This window comes from Hydrogenophaga sp. (assembly GCF_048549895.1).
In the GTDB taxonomy this organism is placed as follows: Bacteria; Pseudomonadota; Gammaproteobacteria; order Burkholderiales; family Burkholderiaceae_C; genus Hydrogenophaga.
The window spans coordinates 13652-31767 of record NZ_JBLYYB010000043.1; the positions used below are offsets into that span (position 1 = coordinate 13652).

The window sequence follows — 18116 nt, forward strand, 5'->3', positions numbered from 1 at the left end:
ACAGTGCGCCAGCCATGAACGCCTACCAGCCGCAACCCGAGGCGAGCCGCCGCATCCTGGACGACGTGTTGCGCGCGAGCGAACAACTCGCCGCCCTGCCCGCCTTCCCCGACTTCGACGCCGCGCTGCAGCAGCAGGTGCTGGAAGAGGCGGGCAAGTTTGTCGGCGAGCTGGTGGCGCCACTCAACCGCAGCGGCGACGAGGTCGGCGCGCAATTCAACGCCGGCACGGTCACCATGCCGCCGGGCTTTCGCGAGTCGTACCAGGCCTTCTGGCAAGCGGGCTGGCCATCGCTGGCCGGCGCGGTGGAAGACGGCGGTCAAGGCCTGCCCACCGTGGTGGAGGCCGTGCTGCACGAAATGCTGAACGCCGCCAACCACGGCTGGACCATGGCGCCCGGCCTGCTGCACGGCGCGGCCGAGTGCATCCGCCACCACGCGAGTGCCGAGCTGAAGGCCCGCTACCTGCCCCGGCTGGTCAGCGGCGAATGGCTGGCCACGATGTGCTTGACCGAACCCCACGCCGGCAGCGACCTGGGTCTGGTGCGCACCAAAGCCACACCGCTGGCCGACGGGCGCTTTGCACTCAGCGGCACCAAGATCTTCATCTCGGGTGGTGAGCACGACCTCACCGACAACATCGTGCACCTGGTGCTCGCGCGCCTGCCCGACGCGCCACCCGGTCCCAAAGGCCTGTCGCTATTTCTGGTGCCGAAGTTCGAGCCCGATGGAACGCGGTCTGCGGTTCACTGCGAGCGCATCGAGGAGAAGATGGGCATCCACGCCAGCCCCACCTGCGTGATGCGCTTCGACGAAGCCGCCGCGTCCCTAGTGGGCGAACCTGGCAAAGGCTTGAACGCGATGTTCGTGATGATGAACGCCGCGCGCCTGCTGGTGGGTCTGCAGGGCATCGGCCTGCTCGACGCCGCCTGGCAAAAGGCCAATGCCTATGCACAGGAACGCCGCCAGATGCGCGCGCCCGGCAGCGCGAGCCAGGCGGGCCAGGCTGATCCCGTCGCACTGCACCCGGCCATCCAGCGCATCCTGGCCACCCAGCGTGCCTGGATCGACGCCGGGCGCGTGATCGCCTACCGCACCGCGATCGAACTCGATCTGCAGAAGCACCACCCCGAAGCCGCGAAGCGCGAGGCCGCAGCGCGCTGGTGCAGCCTGGTCACACCGGTGCTCAAGTCGGCCTGGACCGAGCAGGCTTTCGCTGGTGCGAGTGCCTGCCTGCAGGTGTTCGGCGGCCACGGTTATGTGCGCGAATGGGGCATCGAGCAGCACGTGCGCGATGCGCGCGTGGCGATGATTTACGAAGGCACGAACGAGATCCAGGCGATCGACCTGCTGGTGCGAAAGACACTGCCCGACGGCGCGGCGGCGCTGACAACCCTGCTGGCAGAGCTGGCCGACGACGTCGGACAAAGCGCCCGCACCCGGCAGGCGCTGCAAGCCTTCAGCGGCTTCGTGCAGAAACAGCTGCTGCCGAACACCCGCGGGGCCGGCGCCGCACCAGACCAGCCCTTCTGGCTGGCCGACGATTTCTTGCGCGCACTGGCGCTGCTGCTCATGGCCTGGGCCTGGGACCGCATGGCAACAGCTCCCCACTGTGACGCCACCGCACACGCGGCCTTCTGGCGCTGGGTGTGGCCCGAGCTCGACATGCGCATCGCCATGATGAATGCCACCTTGTCGGCTCCAGAGCACCAGCCGGCTATGCTCTGAGCATGCCCGAGACCTCCACCGCCAACGCCATGCGCCGCCCCCGTGGACCGCGCAAGAAAGACACCAGCGACGCCATGCTGGCCGACGGCGCCACAGGCAACGGGCTGAGCGACGCACCCGAGATCGACACCTCGTACCTGGAAACCCTGCTCGGCTACAACGCCCGGCGCGCCGCGCTCACCATCATTGCGCTGTTCCTGCGCCGCATGGCCCCCTACGACCTGCGCCCGGTGGACTTCTCGGTGCTCACCGTGATTGCGCACAACCCCGGCGTGACCTCGCGCCAGATCTGCGCCGCGCTCGACATCCTGCCGCCCAACCTGGTGGGCATGGTCAAGACACTGCACAAACGCGGCCTGATCGAACGCCAGCCCCACCCCACCGACCGCCGCGCCCAGGGCCTGCACCTCACCCTGGCCGGCCAGCGCCTGCACACCCAGGCCCAGCAGACCGCCACCGACCTGGAGCAGGAAGCCACGCACTCGCTCACCCCGGCCGAGCTGCAGACGCTCAGCAGCTTGCTGCGCAAGGTCTACCGGCGCCCGGGCACCTGACAATCCGGGTAAGTCCGTAGCGTCTGCTTTTGCGCCACATTGCTGCGGCGCACGCAGCTAGCAAACTGGTAGCACCCAGGCTTCGTGTCTATAGTTCTCTTTCGGGCTTTCGCCGGGCCTGCCAGGAGAATCCGCATGAGTGCCAAAGACAACGCCGCCGTGATCCAGCTCTTCGACCTGCTCGAATCGCGCTACGCCATGCGGGTGATCTGGGCCCTCTCCGACGGCCACCCGCAGACTTTTCGCCTGCTGCAGGACAGCGTGGGCGGCGTGACGCCCAACACCCTGAACACGCGCATCAAGGAACTTCGCGCGGCACGGTTGGTGGACCACAGCGGCCACGGCTACCGCCTCACACCCCAGGGCGCCGAACTGGCGCGCCGCCTGAACGACGTGCAGCAGTTCGCTACTCGGTGGGCCCACCAGCAGGCGCGTGTGGCGGCCAGCGCCACGCCGCACCAGCCGGGCGCCTGATCAGGCGCCTGGGCTCGCCACCACCACCTGGCGCTGCTCGCCCAGACCACGCGCACCCAGGCTCACCACGTCACCCGCCTTCAGGTACATCGGCGGCTTGTGGCCCATGCCCACGCCGGGCGGTGTGCCGGTGGGGATCACGTCGCCGGGCTGCAGCGCCATGAAACGGCTGAGATAACTCACGATGGTTTTCACGCCGAAGATCATGGTGCGGGTGTTGCCGGTCTGGCGGCGCTCGCCGTTCACGTCCAGCCAGAGGTCCACGTCTTGCGGATCGCCCAGTTCGTCCGGCGTGACCAGCCAGGGGCCGATCGGGCAGTGGGTGGGGTAGCTCTTGCCCTTGGCCCACTGGCCCTCAAATTCCATCTGGTAGGCGCGCTCGGACACGTCGTTGACCAGGCAGAAGCCGGCCACGAAGTCCAGCGCATCGTCTTCGCTCACGTGAAAGGCGCGCCGGCCGATCACGATGCCCAACTCCACTTCCCAATCGAGCTTTTGAGCACCCGGGGGCAGCCAAACGTCGTCGTTGGGGCCGCAGATGGCACCGCTGTGTTTGTTGAACACGATGGGCTGGCCCGGCGCCTTCAGACCAGCCTCGGCCGCGTGGTCGGCGTAGTTCAGGCCGATGCCGATCACGTTACCCACGCCACCCACGCAGGGGCCAAAACGGGTGCCGGGGGGCACGGCGGGCAGGCCGGTCGGATCGAGCGCGGCCAGCCGGGCCATAGAATCACGCCCCAGGGTGGCCGGGTGGATGTCGGCCACCACGCCCGAGAGGTCGCGCAGCGTGCCGCTGGCGTCGATCAGACCGGGTTTCTCGGCACCCGCGGGTCCATGGCGAAAGAGTTTCATGGGTTCAACCTGTTGAGTCGTCTGTTGGGGGTCTATTGAAAGAGGGCCGATTGTGGGCCCTGCCCCGCCAAACGCCTGTCGCCTCCTTGAAACCCCGCTCACCGCCCCCATGTGCCTGCCTGCGGCCAGCGTTGCCCACCTTTTTCAAGAACTTTTCCATTCACTTCCATGAGCCAAGACAACCAGCCCGCCGACAACGCCTCCCCGGATCACGCCGCGCCCATGAGCCCCGAAGAGGCGATGGCGGCCGCTGCGGTGGCCGAGGCCGAGGCCATGAACGCCCTGAGCCACGAAGTGGCCACGCTCAAGGCGCAGAACGCCGATCTGGCCGAGCAGTTTTTGCGCGCCAAGGCCGAGGCCGAGAACACCCGCCGCCGCGCCGAAGAAGAAATCAGCAAGTCACGCAAGTTCGCGGTGGAGAGTTTTGCCGAGAGCCTGCTGCCGGTGGCAGACAGCCTGGAAGCCGGTCTGGCGATCACCGAGGCCACGCGCGAGCAGCTGCGCGAAGGGTCGGAGGCCACGCTCAAGCAGCTCAAAAGCGCGCTGGAGCGCCACCGCGTGCTGGAGATCAACCCGGCGAGTTCCACCAAGTTCGACCCGCACCAGCACCAGGCCATCAGCATGGTGCCGGCGGAGCAAGAGCCCAACACCGTGGTGGCCGTGCTGCAAAAGGGCTACTCCATCGCCGACCGCGTATTGCGCCCGGCGCTGGTCACGGTGACTGCGCCCAAATAAGTTTTCGGAGCGGTCGCGCTCTTGAAAAGAGCCCGACTTATCCACACCTCATCCACATCGTTTTCAACCATCTTTTTCTACACGGAGTCACAACATGGGACGAATCATCGGCATTGACCTGGGCACCACCAACTCGTGCGTGTCCATCATGGAAGGCAACACCACCAAGGTGATCGAGAACTCGGAAGGTGCACGCACCACGCCGTCGATCGTGGCTTACCAGGAAGACGGCGAAGTGCTGGTGGGCGCCTCGGCCAAGCGCCAGGCTGTGACCAACCCGCGCAACACGCTGTACGCGATCAAGCGCCTGATCGGCCGCAAGTTCACCGAGAAGGAAGTGCAGAAGGACATCAACCTGATGCCCTACGCCATCGTGGCCGCCGACAACGGCGACGCCTGGGTGGAAGTGCGCGGCAAGCAGATCTCGGCCCAGCAGGTGTCTGCCGACATCTTGCGCAAGATGAAGAAGACCGCCGAGGACTACCTGGGCGAGCCGGTGACCGAGGCCGTGATCACGGTGCCCGCGTACTTCAACGACGCGCAGCGCCAGGCCACCAAAGACGCTGGCCGCATCGCCGGTCTGGACGTGAAACGCATCATCAACGAGCCCACCGCCGCGGCCCTGGCCTTTGGCCTGGACAAGCAGGAAAAGGGCGACCGCAAGATCGCTGTGTACGACCTGGGTGGCGGCACGTTCGACGTGTCCATCATCGAGATCGCCGACGTCGACGGCGAGAAGCAGTTTGAAGTGCTCTCCACCAACGGCGACACCTTCCTGGGCGGCGAAGATTTCGACCAGCGCATCATCGACTACATCATTGGCGAGTTCAAAAAGGACCAGGGCGTTGATCTGTCGAAAGACGTGCTCGCGCTGCAGCGCCTGAAGGAAGCCGCCGAAAAAGCCAAGATCGAACTCTCCAGCTCGGCCGCAACCGACCTGAACCTGCCCTACATCACGGCAGACGCCTCGGGCCCCAAGCACCTGAACATCAAGCTCACGCGCGCCAAGCTCGAAGCCCTGGTGGAAGAGCTGATCGAACGCACCATCGCGCCCTGCCGCATGGCCATCAAGGACGCCGGCATCAGCGCGTCCGACATCCACGACGTGATCCTGGTCGGGGGCATGACCCGCATGCCCAAGGTGCAGGAAAAGGTGAAAGAGTTCTTCGGCCAGGAGCCGCGCAAGGACGTGAACCCCGACGAAGCCGTGGCCGTGGGTGCCGCCATCCAGGGCCAGGTGCTCAGCGGTGACCGCAAGGACGTGCTGCTGCTCGACGTGACCCCGCTGAGCCTGGGCATCGAGACCATGGGTGGCGTGATGACCAAGATGATCCAGAAGAACACCACGATCCCGACCAAGTTCGCACAGACCTTCTCGACCGCCGAAGACAACCAGCCGGCCGTGACGATCAAGGTGTTCCAGGGCGAGCGTGAGATTGCCTCGGGCAACAAGCTGCTGGGTGAATTCAACCTCGAAGGCATTCCCGCTTCGCCGCGCGGCATGCCGCAGATCGAGGTGTCGTTCGACATCGACGCCAATGGCATCCTGCATGTGGGCGCCAAGGACAAAGGCACCGGCAAGGAAAACAAGATCACCATCAAGGCGAACTCGGGCCTGTCTGAGGCCGAGATCCAGCAGATGGTGAAAGACGCCGAGCTCAACGCCGCCGACGACAAGAAGAAGGTCGAACTCGTGCAGGCGCGCAACCAGGCCGAGGCCATGGTGCACAGCGTGAAGAAAAGCCTGGGCGAACACGGCGACAAACTCGACGCCGCCGAGAAGGAAGCGATCGAGGCAGCCTTGAAAGACGCGGAAGAAGCGGCCAAGGGCGAGGACAAGGAAGCCATCGAAGCCAAGACCGAAGCGCTCATGACCACCAGCCAGAAGCTGGGCGAGAAGGTGTACGCCGCTTCGCAAGCCGAGCAGGCTGCGGCGGCGGGTGGCGCCGAGAGCGCACCGCAGGGCAACAGCAAGGCGAACGACGACGATGTCGTCGACGCCGAGGTGAAAGAAGTCAAGAAGGCCTGATCGCGCTGAGCGGTTTTCTCCTCCTCCGCCGCGTCAGGGCACCCTGACGCGGCGTTTGTGTTCCAAACGAAGTGCAAGAGACCATGGCTAAACGCGATTTTTACGAAGTGCTGGGCGTGCCCAAGAACGCCGGCGACGACGAGATCAAGAAGGCGTATCGCAAGCTGGCGATGAAGCACCACCCCGACCGCAACCAGGGCGATGCGGCCAAGGCGGCGGAAGAGCGGTTCAAGGAGGCCAAAGAGGCCTACGAGATGCTGTCGGACCCGCAGAAGAAAGCGGCCTACGACCAGTACGGCCACGCCGGCGTGGACCCCAACCTGCGCGGTGGCGCGGCCGGCGCTGAAGGCTTCGGCGGCTTCTCGGAATCGTTCGGCGACATCTTTGGCGACATCTTCGGTGGCGCGCGCGGCCAGCGCAGCGGCCGCCAGGTCTACCGCGGCGCCGACCTGTCGTACGCCATGGAGATCTCGCTCGAAGAAGCGGCCGGCGGCAAGGAAACGCAGATCCGCATTCCGAGCTGGGACGACTGCGAAACCTGCAGCGGCACCGGCGCCAAGCCCGGCACCAGCGTGAAGACCTGCAGCACCTGCCACGGCCAGGGCTCGGTGCAGATGCGCCAGGGTTTCTTCAGCGTGCAGCAGACCTGCCCGCAGTGCAGCGGCACCGGCAAGCTCATTCCCGAGCCCTGCACCACCTGCCACGGCCAGGGCAAGATCAAGAAGCAGAAGACGCTGGAGATCAAGATCCCCGCCGGCATCGACGACGGTCAACGCATCCGCAGCACCGGCAACGGAGAACCCGGCCAGAACGGCGGCCCCTCGGGCGACCTCTACATCGAAGTGCGTCTGCGCAAGCACGACATCTTCGAGCGCGAGGGCGACGACCTGCACTGCCAGGTGCCGGTGAGCATGACGGTGGCCGCCCTCGGCGGCGAGATCGACGTGCCCACGCTCGCGGGCAAGGCCACCATCGACCTGCCCGAAGGCACGCAGAGCGGCAAGACCTTCCGCCTGCGCGGCAAGGGCGTCAAAGGCGTGCGCAGCAGCTACCCCGGCGACCTGTACTGCCACGTGGCGGTGGAGACGCCGATCAAGCTCACCGAGCACCAGCGCAAGCTGCTCAAGGAACTGGACGAGTCGTTCAAGAAGGGCGGCCACAAGCACAGCCCGAACGACAAGGGCTGGTTCGAAAAGGCGAAGTCGTTCTTCAGCTGATCGGGCAACCGGGGCTCAAAAAAGCGACGCTGCGGCGTCGCTTCTTTTTCGGCGTTCGACCTCGCGCTGCGCGCGCTGCTGCACCCGGCAAGCACCCCAGCCCGCCAGACCCACCAGCAGCCAGAGCACCAACGCCACCGCCGCGTACACGTATTCGCTGCCTGCGTGGTGAACCACCAGTCCGTCGAAGTGGCGGCCCTCCTCGTTGTACGGCAGGCGCGCCTGGGTGATGGCCCAGGCGGACCACAGCACGGCGGGCACGGCCAGTGCGATGGCCAACAGCCCCAGCGCAATCGCAACAGGCCGGACTCTGCTGCGCGGGTTCATGTGGATTCCCTGTGTGATCCCGCCTTCAATGGCGTTTGCGCACTGTATCGAGCTCGCGCCTCATCACCTATCCCCTTCATTGCCAGCATCGATTGGCTTTCGTCGATAGCTTTTGTCAAACTGGCGGCTTCTCACACCATCCGCAAGAACCGCATGGCAACCCTGATCCGCCAAGTCCGCCCCGTCTGGGCCCAGTTGCAAGAGCTCGACCTGCAAGTGCCCGCCCACGCCCTGCGCAACGCGCTGCTCGCACTCGGCGCCGGCCTGCTGGTGATGGCGGGCCTGGCGGCGCTGAGCACGTTCTGGGCGCCCACCCGCGCGTGGTGGACGGCGGCCGACAACGGCAGCGCCATGGCTGCGGGTGTGCAGGCTTCTTTGCTGGCGGCGGTCGCCACCGCTGTGGGCGCCTTGCCGGTGTTTCTGGTGCAGCGTGTGAGCAAGCTGCAAGAAGCGGCGTTGATGTCGTTTTCGGCCGGCATCATGTTGGCCGCCGCCATCTTCGCCTTGCTGCTGCCCTCGCTCGATGCCGGGCGCGCGTTGTTCGGCGGCACGACCGGCGGCGCCACCAGCGCAGCGGCCCTCAGTGGCGTGGGTCTGGCGCTGGGCATGGGTTTGATGCTGGCGATCGACCGCTTCACGCCGCACGAGCACGCGGTGCTGCCGCCGGCTGCCTTCGGCCACACCGGGGCCTGGGGCGCACAGTCCGACAACGCGGCGGTGCAGCGCGCCCAACTCATGGTGTTGGCCATCCTGATCCACAACGTACCCGAAGGTCTGGCGGTGGGCGCAGCGTATGCGGGTGTGGGCGATGGAAGCGGCGCGCAAGCGGGTGCGTCGGTGGCACTGGCCATCGGCCTGCAGAACATGCCCGAGGGCCTGATCGTGGCCATGGCCTTGCGCACGCTGGGCCGCAGCGCGGCGCAGGCCTGGGGCGTGGCTGCGCTCACCGGCCTGGCCGAGCCGCTGGGCGCCATCGTCGGGCTGGCGGTGCTGGGCAGCGTGCCGGTGTTCTACCCGCTGGGCCTGGCGCTCGCGGCGGGCGCCATGCTCTTCGTGGTGAGCCACGAGATCATTCCCGAGACGCACCGCAACGGCTTCGAGACCATGGCCACGGCCACACTGCTGGCCGGCTTCATCTTCATGCTCTTGCTGGATGCAGTGTTGAGTTGACCCCCACGCTCCACCGCTGCGCGGGTCGCTGCCCCCCGAGGGGGCTCGGCCTTGCTTGGGAGCGGCCCAGCGCGGCGGCCCTCTGAAGCCGAGAGGCGGGGCGTAAGATGCCCCGCATGAGCGTCCACATCCGATTTCTCGGCGGTGCCGGCACCGTCACCGGCTCCAAATACCTGGTCGAACACGACGGTCAGAGCCTGCTGGTCGACTGCGGTTTGTTCCAGGGCTACAAACAGCTTCGCCTGCGCAACCGCGACCCGCTGCCGGTGCTGCCCAACCACATCGGCGCCGTGCTGCTGACCCACGCCCACCTGGACCACAGCGGCTATTTGCCGCTGCTGGCCAAGGAGGGCTTTCACGGCAAGGTGTGGGCCACGCCGGCCACGCGCGATCTGGCGCAGATCCTGTTGCCCGACAGCGGGCACATCCAGGAAGAGGACGCGGCCTTTGCCAACCGCAAGGGCTTCTCCAAACATTCGCCCGCGCTGCCGCTCTACACCGAGAGCGATGCGCTGCAAAGCCTCAAGCTGTTGCGCACCGTGCCCATGCACCAACCGTTCGAGCCTCTCAAGGGCTGGACGGCGCAGTTCTCGGGTGCCGGTCACATCCTGGGTGCAGCGAGCCTGCTGCTGGAGGTGGGTGGGCGGCGCATCCTGTTCTCGGGCGACCTCGGGCGGCCCGACGACGCGCTGATGCTCGCGCCCGACGCGCCACCCGCAGCCGACGTGGTGGTGTGCGAATCGACCTACGGCGACCGTGACCACCCCGACGAAGACGTGATGGCCGAGCTCGGACCGGCGCTGGCGCGTGTGGCCTCGCGCGGCGGCTCGGCCGTGGTGCCGGTGTTTGCGGTGGGCCGCGCGCAGGCCTTGCTGCACGCCATTGCACAGCTCAAGGCCTCGAACCAGTTGCCGCACAGCCTGCCGGTGTACCTCGACAGCCCGATGGCCATCCACAGCACCGAGCTGTTTGCGCGCCACCTGGGCGAACACCGGCTGAATGCCGCGCAGTGCCATGCGATGGCGCTGGTGGCAAAAATGACGCGCTCGGCCGATGAGTCCAAGGCCATTGCGCGCCAGCACGGCCCCAAGGTGATCCTGGCCGCCAGCGGCATGGCCACCGGTGGGCGTGTGCTGCACCACCTGGTGCAGTACCTCGGCGACCACCGCAACATGGTGCTGCTCACCGGCTACCAGGCGCCGGGCACGCGCGGCGCCACGCTGGCCAACGGAGGCACGCAGTTGCGCATCCACGGGCAAGACCTGCCGGTGCGCGCCGAGGTGGTACAGCTCAAATCCGCCTCGGCACACGCCGACGCCGGGCAACTCATGGCCTGGCTGCGCGCCCTGCCCCACCCGCCACGCCGCGTGTTCGTGACCCACGGCGACATGGAGGCCTCCGACCGGCTGCGCCACCGCATCGAAGCCGAGCTTCGCTGGCAAGCCTTGGTGCCCGAACACGGCAGCACCTGGGCTGCCTGAAGCACCCGCACACACCTGCACACACGGCCGATGGAACGCGGCCGCTCTTCACCACTCTCACCCCGATGAATCTTCAACCTTCCCTGCTCCTGGGCGCCGCCCTGCTTTCGTCTGCGGCCTGGGCCCAAATGCCCTCAACCGCCCCCGCGCCAGCCTCCAACCCGGAATTCGACACCTGCCTGAACACGCTGCGCGCCCCGGCCCGCGCGGCCGGCGTGCGCGATGAAACCTTTGCGCTGCACACGCAGAACCTCGTGCCCGACATGAGCGTGATCGACAAGCTCAACTTCCAGCCCGAGTTCCGCACCGCCATTTGGGACTACCTCGCCGGCCTGGTGGACGCAGAGCGTGTGGCCGAGGGCCGCGCCCTGCTGACGCGACATGCCGAGACGCTGGCGCGCGTGAGCGACAAGTACGGCGTGGACCCGGCCACCGTGGTGGCGGTCTGGGGCGTGGAGAGCAACTTCGGCCAGACCTTCGGCAAGTCACCACTCGTGCAGTCGTTGGGCACGCTCTCGTGCTTTGGCCGGCGGCAGGCCTATTTCCGCACCGAGTTCTACGCCACGCTGCGCATCCTGCAGGCTGGACACATCGCGCCCGAGCGGCTGGTGGGTTCGTGGGCCGGCGCGTTCGGCCACACACAGTTCATGCCCAGCACCTTCGAGCGCCTCGCGGTGGACTTCGACGGCGACGGCAAGGCCGACCTGATGGACAGCACCACCGACGCACTCGCGTCCACAGCCAACTTTCTGGCCAAGGCCGGCTGGCAGAACGGCCAACCCTGGGGGTTTGAAGTGAAACTGCCCGACGGTTTCAGCACCACCGGCGAAGGCCGCCGCACCAAACGCGCCATGGGCGAATGGGCCGCGCGCGGTCTCAAACGCGTTGATGGTTCGCCGCTACCCGCCACCGGCAGCGCCGGCCTCATGACACCGGCCGGCCCACAAGGCCCGGCGTTTCTGGTGCTGCGCAACTTCGACGCGATCTACAGCTACAACGCAGCCGAAAGCTACGGCCTGGCCATCGCGCACCTGTCGGACCGTTTGCGCGGCGGCGGCCCCTTCACCACACCCTGGCCCACCGACGACCCGGGCCTCTCACGCGCCGAGCGCCGCGAGGTGCAGACCCTGCTGATCGCGCGCGGCCACGACATCGGCGCGGTGGACGGCATGCTGGGCGACAAAAGCCGTGTGGCGATTCGCGTGGAGCAGGAGCGGCTTGGGCAAGAGGCCAGTGGGCGCGCGGGGCAGAAGCTGCTGAAGGCCTTGCGCGGCGGCTGAGGCCCTCGCACCCACATAGCTTGAAGAAGCAGATTTCCGTTCAAAACTTCAGGTCAATTGATAGATAAGTCCAGCATCACAACCCGGACATTGAAACTTGGTGCCTTCTCGGCCACTTCACGTTGTAGCAGTTCCTGAAAATCGCCAGGACTGTTTGAAGGCCAGTTGGGGTGCTGTTTTGGCCGGCGGGCATCCCCGCGCTGCGCCCCGAGCCACAGCACCAGATAGATGCCCTGGCCAAAACAAGCTGGATCGCTTGCATAACGAAGAGCCAACTGCTGATGCGGTGCAATCCAAAGATCCTTGTTCCAGTCGCCCTTGACTTCGATCGGCAACAGCATGTCCTCATGGCCTGGTGTTTGAACACGCAAAACTATGTCCGATTGGTTCTGCCCGCCATGCTGATGCTCTGGGTCCACTGATATGCCCATGTTTCTCAATTGATTCTTGAGTTGATCAGCAATTACATCGCGACACGCCGGCTCCGGGCGATGCGGAGGTATGGGCCGTTTTCCTGCTGATTCATTCGACCAAAACCGGTTGATGAGGTTGGTTGGGCTGTTCCGGACGGCCTTTTGCAACTCCTCCAATGCGTGCAGGCACACGGCCATGAGGTCAGCAGGATTGGCCGGCGTCTTGTTTTGCAAGGTCAGCGCCACTTGGCGTGCTGTCGGCTGCGTAAATGACTGCTCTGCCCGGAACTGGCTCTGGCGCACCAAGGCACTTTCAACACTTTCCCTCCACTCACCCAGTGCCGGATCCGAGATCAGTTGGTGCAATTCGCGTTGTGCAGCAGCACTGGTATCCACGCGAAGAAATCCAAGCAAGCGATGAAGAAACTCCCGCCCGGATTCTTTACTCCCAACCCACCCGCCTCCTTCAGGCAACTCTGGTCGACAAAGAGGGCCAAGCAGCCTGAACAACATGCCTACCGTGTGTGCATCCCACTCGGGTAGTTCTTCATCCCTCCCGCCATGCCGATATATGTGACCAACGAATCCCAGCAATTCGGACTGGATGAGTTGCTGCTTGTCCAGCAACGTGTTGATGAGGGGGTGGAAGAGGGTTGGATTGACCCACAGGCCAGCCATGACCAGGTACGCCCTCTGAAGTGAACTCAGTGACTTCTTCCGCAAGCGTTGCGTTACCAAATCGCTCACAGAAGGCGGGCAAACTTTCAGTACAGCCTCCAACAGTTGAGCAAACTCTGCAAAGCTTTCTTCTGGAAATTTGACAGGCCATGCCGCCAGAAAACGGGGAAGCAAACGCACAGCCAGCGCGCGGGCACGCGGTTCTCGCGCCAACACCCAAAGAAACGGAATCCGGATCTGCTTTCTGGATCGAAGTGCTTGAAACCCCAGGCTCCACCACACTTCTTCGACCCATTCGCAGTGTTCTTCGATCAACGCCAACAACCAATCGGTCTTGCTCAAGTGGTGCAACAAGTACAAGGTGGTCAGAGCCTGAATGCGCTCCTTTCCCAATTGGAAAAACTGCGCAGGGCTCTGTGCAAACAGCTGTTCGGCGGCGACCAAGCACGGCAACTCGAAATGCCAGATGCTGTTCTTCTTGCGGCTGGCGATGGCGTCAGCCGCCTGTTGGCTGTTCAGTCCCTCCAGCAAGGCCCGATAGCCTTGACGGGTTGCTTCATCCAGTTCGGGATGCGCTTCGCGCCAATGCTTGATGACTTCGCTGCCCAATCCACCGCTGTATCCAGCGTCCGTCCTATCCAGCCAAGCAGACTCGCTGAGATACCGAAGCGACTTGCCGCTGCGAACATCGTCCAGATGGTTCAGAAGGTACTCGCGATTCCGCTCATTTAGTTCACTTCTTTCGGCAGCCAACTCCCGGTACTTCCGGCCATCCAGCCAATGCGTTCGCTGCCAGTTGCTTTCGTCCAAGGGCGACACCAATCGCGATTGCAACGCGACTTCAAGCTCGTCGTGTCCTCGCACGGCCGCGACCAGATCGTCGAGGGTGATGCCACTGTCGGGTTGATCCAACCACCAAAGCGCCGTCTGCAGACATCCCTGTGCCCTTGCTGATTCCTGGCGCGCTTGAAGCTCCAGGGCCTCGGCCAGCCAGAACGAGCCCATGCGCGAGGGTACCCAACCGGCCGGCATGCGGTGTTGTGCATCCCAACTGCTGGCACCCTGATCAACCCAGTGCTTGAGCACCTCCTTGACCTTGTCAACATGGCCACGAAACCATTCCGTCAGGCGTTGAGCGCTCTCCGCACGGAGTGACTTGAACACCGGGTCTTCGGTACGGGAGAAGAGTTGCAACCAACGCGCAAGTTGTGGAACAGGCAAGGCGGCGCCGAACTCCTCAATCGCCAACACGGCCAGAGACTCCAGCCCCTCCAGTCCATGACCAATAGCCGCGAACGCGTCGCGTTGAAAGAACCTTTGATCTTGCGCTGCGGTCAACGCCTCCATGAGCTCACCCAGTTGCGCTGTCGGCGTCTGCTTCTGTATTTGGTAGGTCCAGAACATGCCGAAACTTGGAATGCTCCGTCGGCGAGAACGCGTCGGCGAAAGGTAGCGCACCACCTGCGATGGACGAACATGCACCGGATACAGGGTCTCCAACAGGCAATCTCTCAAGCGTCCTCGTTCATCCGGAAGTTTTTCGAGCGCAATCTCCTCCAGCAAGCCGATCAGGGTCTCGGGTGATGTTTTGTGTCTCAACAGCGCATGAAGCGCTGAGTCTCGGATGTCGTCAGACGATCGCTCGTTTCGAAGCAAGTGCAGCAGCGTGAGCTCCCACCCCGAGTCTTGAGGCGCATGTGCCAAAGCACCCAACAAAACGTGCGCTGTGAAGACCTTCGCTGTCGCAGGCTCCTCTGTGTGCAACAGCTCTGCTAGCCACACTTTCACAAAAGACTGCATGTCTTTCTGAACCAGCGGGACGTGGGACACCGCCCGTTGCCACAGATGTCCCTCGTACCGAACGCTCGGGTGCGTGCCAAGGCAGCGGATCAGCGCCTCTTTGGTGGTCGTCGACAAGAGATGAAGATCGCCGTAGTTCAGCACCGCTGCCGGGTCTGCATTGAAGATTGCGGACTGCATGGGTTCACAAAGCGCCGCCAGCCAGCCAGCCAAGCCGCGCAGGTTGCTAACAAGGTGCAATGGTGTCGCCAGCATCAATGACGCCAACCGCGTCGGCAGCAACCCACCGCCGTTGATCCGTTTGGTCAGGTGTCGCGCGGCCAGATACTCCGCCACGGTGCGGTGCACAGGCGCATAACCGCTGGGCTTGACGAACAAGCGGCGCTGCAGAACTCGCCTCACACTCTCCGAAGACGGGCCCACCGAGGGAAGCGCATCGACCACATCTGGCAGTGCCACGCTCCCATCTGCGCTGCTCGCATCCTCGCCTTCGAACACCTGGCGACTGTTGCCAAGAAGCAGAATTGCGCACAGCCAACCGGCGGCATCGAGCAGTTCCTCATGGTTTGCCAGAGCCCTTCTGTGCAGCGCTTGCTGATGACGGGGGTTGACCTCCTTCACCAGCTCTTTGCAGGCGAGTTCGTATGCCTCCATGCGGTTGTCAGGCCAGTGGTTGTCTCTGTTCTTGATCGCCGCTACGAGCAGTTCGAGTGACTGTGGATTGCCCAACATGTCGTCAAACCCTAGGGTCTGCGCCCTGTCTTCAAAGGTCTCCACGTCGCCAATGCCTTGATGCCTCAACACGCTGCGGCGCTGTTCAGGGGTGAGCGGGTCTAGCGAGAAAACTCGAATGGCTTGATCCTTTGCGACGCTCACCAAGTCTTCTCGGTCGGTGGAGTTCCAGTCGGCAGCGCGACAGGCAACGCCGAAACGACCAATGGCAGATCGTGCAATGCCTCGGCGCAGCTCCCTCCATACGGTGGTGTCTTCACTGGCGCGGGCCTCATCGAGTGCATCGATAAAGAGCGTTCGCGAGCCGTCTCGAACCATCGCGTTGTGAACGATGAAATCATTGACCGTGATGAAATCGCCGACTGCGTGTTTGGCCAAGGCATCCATGACCCTGGACTTGCCCATGCCCGGCTCGCCGAGCAAAACAAAAACCGGGATGCTGATCAGTTCGCGTGCGGTCAGGGTTTCGCCTCGCTGCTCGTCGCCCTGCGATTGACGCGTGTCTGTGAACACCAGCTCTGTGCAAGAGCGCTCCAGGGGATCTACGGCGAGGTCGTGCGTCACGGTTGTTACTCCGGCAACCAGTGACTCGCCGGAAGCAAAAGCGCTTCGGCCAATGCAAAGTCATCACCTCCGAGCACTTCAGTGCGCACGCGCATCTTTTGGTGCCGCTCGGCAAAACTGCGCAGGCCCTTTCTGGCGCTCATGTCGTAGGTCACAGACTTCACTTCCAGCGCGCTCACCCTATCGCCTTGATAGACGACAAAATCCACCTCTTGCGGGCTTTCCCGCCAATAGCCCACCCGAAGCCCCTGGTCCGCCGAGTTCAGCAAATGCGCACCGATACAGCTTTCGACCAAGTGACCCCAGAAGCCGGCATCCGCGCGAGCCTGCGAAAAGGTTCGACCACTGAAGACGGATAGAAAGGCTGTATTCAACACATTGAGCTTGGGCGGAGCCGCTCGCTGCCGAATGGCTTGTGCCGAGTACTTATCGAGACCTGCGAGCAAACCGGCGACACGCAGCAAATGCAGATACTCCGTCAGCGTCGTGGTGTTGCCCACGTCATTGAGCTGTGCGAGCAGTTTGGTCATGGAGACAACCTGTCCCGAATAGGTGCAGCCCAGCTGAAAAAGTTGTCTTAAGACGGCCGGTTTTTCAATGCGCTTGAGCGCCAGGATGTCCTTGACCAGATTGGGCTCGATCAGGCTGAGCAAAACCTCATCGCGCCAACGGCTCTCATGCCCTTCAAGAACCCAATGGGCAGGCCCCGGGTATCCGCCGAAGTAGATGTACTGGTCCAAGGTGAACCCAAAGCAGTCGCGCATTTCACTGTACGACCAGTGGGTCATCTCGATGGGTTCGAAACGTCCCATCAAGCTTTCACCGAGACCGCGTTGCATGAGCAGTGGCGCTGATCCGAGCACCACGACATGCATCGGCAAGGCTTGAGCGCGGTCTTGGTCCCAAAGGCCTTTTACGACAGTGGACCAATCGGGAATGTTCTGGATTTCGTCGAACACCAAGACATAGGGCTTCAGTGGGCCAGTTGTAGCATCCACAGATGCGAGTTGCTGAAGATGCCAGGCATGTGCGGCACGGCGTGCGGCATGCCACTTCTCCGTCACCCACTGAGCGTCATTGGGCTGGTGAGCACTCTTTTCAGAGCTCGCAACGGATTCCTCACGGCCATATTCGAGAGCCATGTCGTCTAATCGTTCAGACGCGTCCGCCGCGTAGAACACGCAGGACGAAGCAGGCCTTCCGCGCAGTATTTGGTGAATTGCTGTGGTCTTGCCCACCTGCCGGGGCCCAGCAACAACCACAATTTTCCGCACCGGCTCCAGTAGCCTGTGCTTCAAACGCTCTGCAACTGGTCTTAAGTAGTTTTCTTTCATTGAGTTATTTTACTCAATGAAAGAAATCTCCAATTGCGAGCGCTGCTGACGCCAATCAAGAGGCGTTGACGGCGCAGGCGGGTTGCTTAAAGCCTCACCGCCGTCCCGCTCACCGCCACCATCATCATCCCGTTGGTCTCGCCCAGCACTTCGTAGTCGAAGTCGATGCCGATGACGCCGGTGGCGCCCATCTCGCGTGCCGATTCGATGAGGTCTTCCACCGCCGCGTCGCGCGCGCCCGAGAGTGCGCGTTCGTAACCCCCGGCGCGCCCGCCCACCACGTCGCGCACCGACGAGAACATGTCCCGGAAAATGTTGGCGCCGATGATGGCTTCGCCGTTGACGACGCCCAGGTACTGCGAACGCTCAATGCCTTCGGGTGTGGTGGTGCTGAGGAAAAAGCCGTCGGTCGCTTTGGAAAACCATCCCATGTGATCGCTCCTGTTGACGCACCGCCTGCCGGGTGCCGGGCCATTGTGCAGGCGCGTCGTCGGGTCGAGCTTCACGCGCTGAAATGCAAACAGCCCGCGATGCGGGCTGTTTGCATTTCAGCAAGGCCGGCCGCGGGGGCCGAACCGGTCAACCGCCCTTTTTGGAGCGCTTGCCGGGGTTCTTCTTGCTGCGGGTTGCCACGCCGCGCTCCAGACTCACGCGCTGACCACGGCCCGGCGTGGTCAGGGACACGCCAGCGACGGGCGTGGGGCGTGGGGTGGCTGTGCGGTCGGCTTCGGTGACGATTTTGTTGCCCA

The 18116-nt window shown here is 64.0% G+C and carries 13 protein-coding genes and 1 pseudogene; 9 read left to right on the forward strand and 5 right to left on the reverse strand.

Going from position 1 to position 18116, the window contains the following annotated elements:
- The first annotated feature begins 14 nt into the window (after positions 1–14).
- The 3 genes from ACN4F8_RS04075 (at position 15) to ACN4F8_RS04085 (ending at position 2755) form a co-directional block, all read left to right on the forward strand.
- Positions 15–1727: an acyl-CoA dehydrogenase family protein gene (locus ACN4F8_RS04075; protein ID WP_419472376.1), complete on the forward strand. Its 1713-nt coding sequence runs from the start codon at positions 15–17 to the stop codon at positions 1725–1727.
- A 2-nt stretch (positions 1728–1729) separates the two neighbouring features.
- Positions 1730–2281, forward strand: a complete 552-nt coding sequence (locus ACN4F8_RS04080) for a MarR family winged helix-turn-helix transcriptional regulator (protein WP_419472377.1) — start codon at positions 1730–1732, stop codon at positions 2279–2281.
- Between the two features lie 135 nt (positions 2282–2416).
- A complete protein-coding gene (locus tag ACN4F8_RS04085) occupies positions 2417–2755 on the forward strand; it encodes a winged helix-turn-helix transcriptional regulator (RefSeq protein ID WP_419472378.1) in 339 nt (112 codons plus the stop codon).
- On the opposite strand, the gene ACN4F8_RS04090 is transcribed toward ACN4F8_RS04085, so the two are convergent.
- Positions 2756–3607: a fumarylacetoacetate hydrolase family protein gene (locus ACN4F8_RS04090; protein ID WP_419472379.1), complete on the reverse strand. Its 852-nt coding sequence runs from the start codon at positions 3605–3607 to the stop codon at positions 2756–2758.
- A gap of 168 nt (positions 3608–3775) precedes the next feature.
- On the opposite strand from ACN4F8_RS04090, the gene grpE reads away from it, so the two are divergent.
- From grpE to dnaJ, 3 genes and pseudogenes are all read left to right on the forward strand, one after another.
- Positions 3776–4342 (forward strand): nucleotide exchange factor GrpE, encoded by a 567-nt coding sequence (grpE, locus tag ACN4F8_RS04095; protein WP_419472380.1) that lies wholly within the window; start codon positions 3776–3778, stop codon positions 4340–4342.
- Positions 4343–4418: 76 nt separating this feature from the next.
- A pseudogene (gene dnaK / locus ACN4F8_RS04100) lies at positions 4419–6371 on the forward strand (molecular chaperone DnaK); the annotation flags it as partial.
- Positions 6372–6454: 83 nt separating this feature from the next.
- Positions 6455–7588: a molecular chaperone DnaJ gene (dnaJ, locus tag ACN4F8_RS04105; protein WP_419472381.1), complete on the forward strand. Its 1134-nt coding sequence runs from the start codon at positions 6455–6457 to the stop codon at positions 7586–7588.
- Positions 7589–7603: 15 nt separating this feature from the next.
- On the opposite strand, the gene ACN4F8_RS04110 is transcribed toward dnaJ, so the two are convergent.
- Positions 7604–7915, reverse strand: a complete 312-nt coding sequence (locus ACN4F8_RS04110; protein WP_419472382.1) for a hypothetical protein — start codon at positions 7913–7915, stop codon at positions 7604–7606.
- Positions 7916–8068: 153 nt separating this feature from the next.
- Between ACN4F8_RS04110 and ACN4F8_RS04115 the strand changes: the two genes are divergently transcribed.
- The 3 genes from ACN4F8_RS04115 (at position 8069) to ACN4F8_RS04125 (ending at position 11846) form a co-directional block, all read left to right on the forward strand.
- On the forward strand, positions 8069–9085 hold the full coding sequence (locus tag ACN4F8_RS04115; RefSeq protein WP_419472383.1) for a ZIP family metal transporter: 1017 nt from the start codon (positions 8069–8071) through the stop codon (positions 9083–9085).
- 116 nt (positions 9086–9201) lie between these two features.
- Positions 9202–10566: an MBL fold metallo-hydrolase gene (locus ACN4F8_RS04120; protein ID WP_419472384.1), complete on the forward strand. Its 1365-nt coding sequence runs from the start codon at positions 9202–9204 to the stop codon at positions 10564–10566.
- 128 nt (positions 10567–10694) lie between these two features.
- A complete protein-coding gene (locus tag ACN4F8_RS04125; RefSeq protein WP_419472385.1) occupies positions 10695–11846 on the forward strand; it encodes a lytic murein transglycosylase in 1152 nt (383 codons plus the stop codon).
- A 53-nt stretch (positions 11847–11899) separates the two neighbouring features.
- Here ACN4F8_RS04125 and ACN4F8_RS04130 read toward each other — a convergent pair whose 3' ends face one another.
- The 3 genes from ACN4F8_RS04130 to ACN4F8_RS04140 all read right to left on the reverse strand — a co-directional run bounded on the left by ACN4F8_RS04130 (position 11900) and on the right by ACN4F8_RS04140 (position 17798).
- The gene (locus ACN4F8_RS04130; protein ID WP_419472386.1) at positions 11900–16033 is read right to left on the reverse strand and encodes an NACHT domain-containing protein; all 4134 of its coding nucleotides are present in this window, start codon (positions 16031–16033) and stop codon (positions 11900–11902) included.
- 5 nt (positions 16034–16038) lie between these two features.
- Positions 16039–17367, reverse strand: a complete 1329-nt coding sequence (locus ACN4F8_RS04135; protein ID WP_419472387.1) for an ATP-binding protein — start codon at positions 17365–17367, stop codon at positions 16039–16041.
- An 86-nt stretch (positions 17368–17453) separates the two neighbouring features.
- Complete coding sequence (locus tag ACN4F8_RS04140) at positions 17454–17798, reverse strand: heavy metal-binding domain-containing protein (protein WP_419472388.1); 345 nt, start codon at positions 17796–17798, stop codon at positions 17454–17456.
- Between the last annotated feature and the right edge of the window lie 318 nt (positions 17799–18116).

Coding starts and splice junctions, on each gene's coding strand:
- ACN4F8_RS04090 (WP_419472379.1), bottom strand. CDS start 3,607: ATGAAACTCTTTCGCCATGGACCCGCGGGTGCCGAGAAACCCGGTCTG.
- ACN4F8_RS04080 (WP_419472377.1), top strand. CDS start 1,730: ATGCCCGAGACCTCCACCGCCAACGCCATGCGCCGCCCCCGTGGACCG.
- ACN4F8_RS04085 (WP_419472378.1), top strand. CDS start 2,417: ATGAGTGCCAAAGACAACGCCGCCGTGATCCAGCTCTTCGACCTGCTC.
- grpE (WP_419472380.1), top strand. CDS start 3,776: ATGAGCCAAGACAACCAGCCCGCCGACAACGCCTCCCCGGATCACGCC.
- ACN4F8_RS04115 (WP_419472383.1), top strand. CDS start 8,069: ATGGCAACCCTGATCCGCCAAGTCCGCCCCGTCTGGGCCCAGTTGCAA.
- ACN4F8_RS04110 (WP_419472382.1), bottom strand. CDS start 7,915: ATGAACCCGCGCAGCAGAGTCCGGCCTGTTGCGATTGCGCTGGGGCTG.
- dnaJ (WP_419472381.1), top strand. CDS start 6,455: ATGGCTAAACGCGATTTTTACGAAGTGCTGGGCGTGCCCAAGAACGCC.
- ACN4F8_RS04125 (WP_419472385.1), top strand. CDS start 10,695: ATGCCCTCAACCGCCCCCGCGCCAGCCTCCAACCCGGAATTCGACACC.
- ACN4F8_RS04075 (WP_419472376.1), top strand. CDS start 15: ATGAACGCCTACCAGCCGCAACCCGAGGCGAGCCGCCGCATCCTGGAC.
- ACN4F8_RS04135 (WP_419472387.1), bottom strand. CDS start 17,367: ATGAAAGAAAACTACTTAAGACCAGTTGCAGAGCGTTTGAAGCACAGG.
- ACN4F8_RS04140 (WP_419472388.1), bottom strand. CDS start 17,798: ATGGGATGGTTTTCCAAAGCGACCGACGGCTTTTTCCTCAGCACCACC.
- ACN4F8_RS04120 (WP_419472384.1), top strand. CDS start 9,202: ATGAGCGTCCACATCCGATTTCTCGGCGGTGCCGGCACCGTCACCGGC.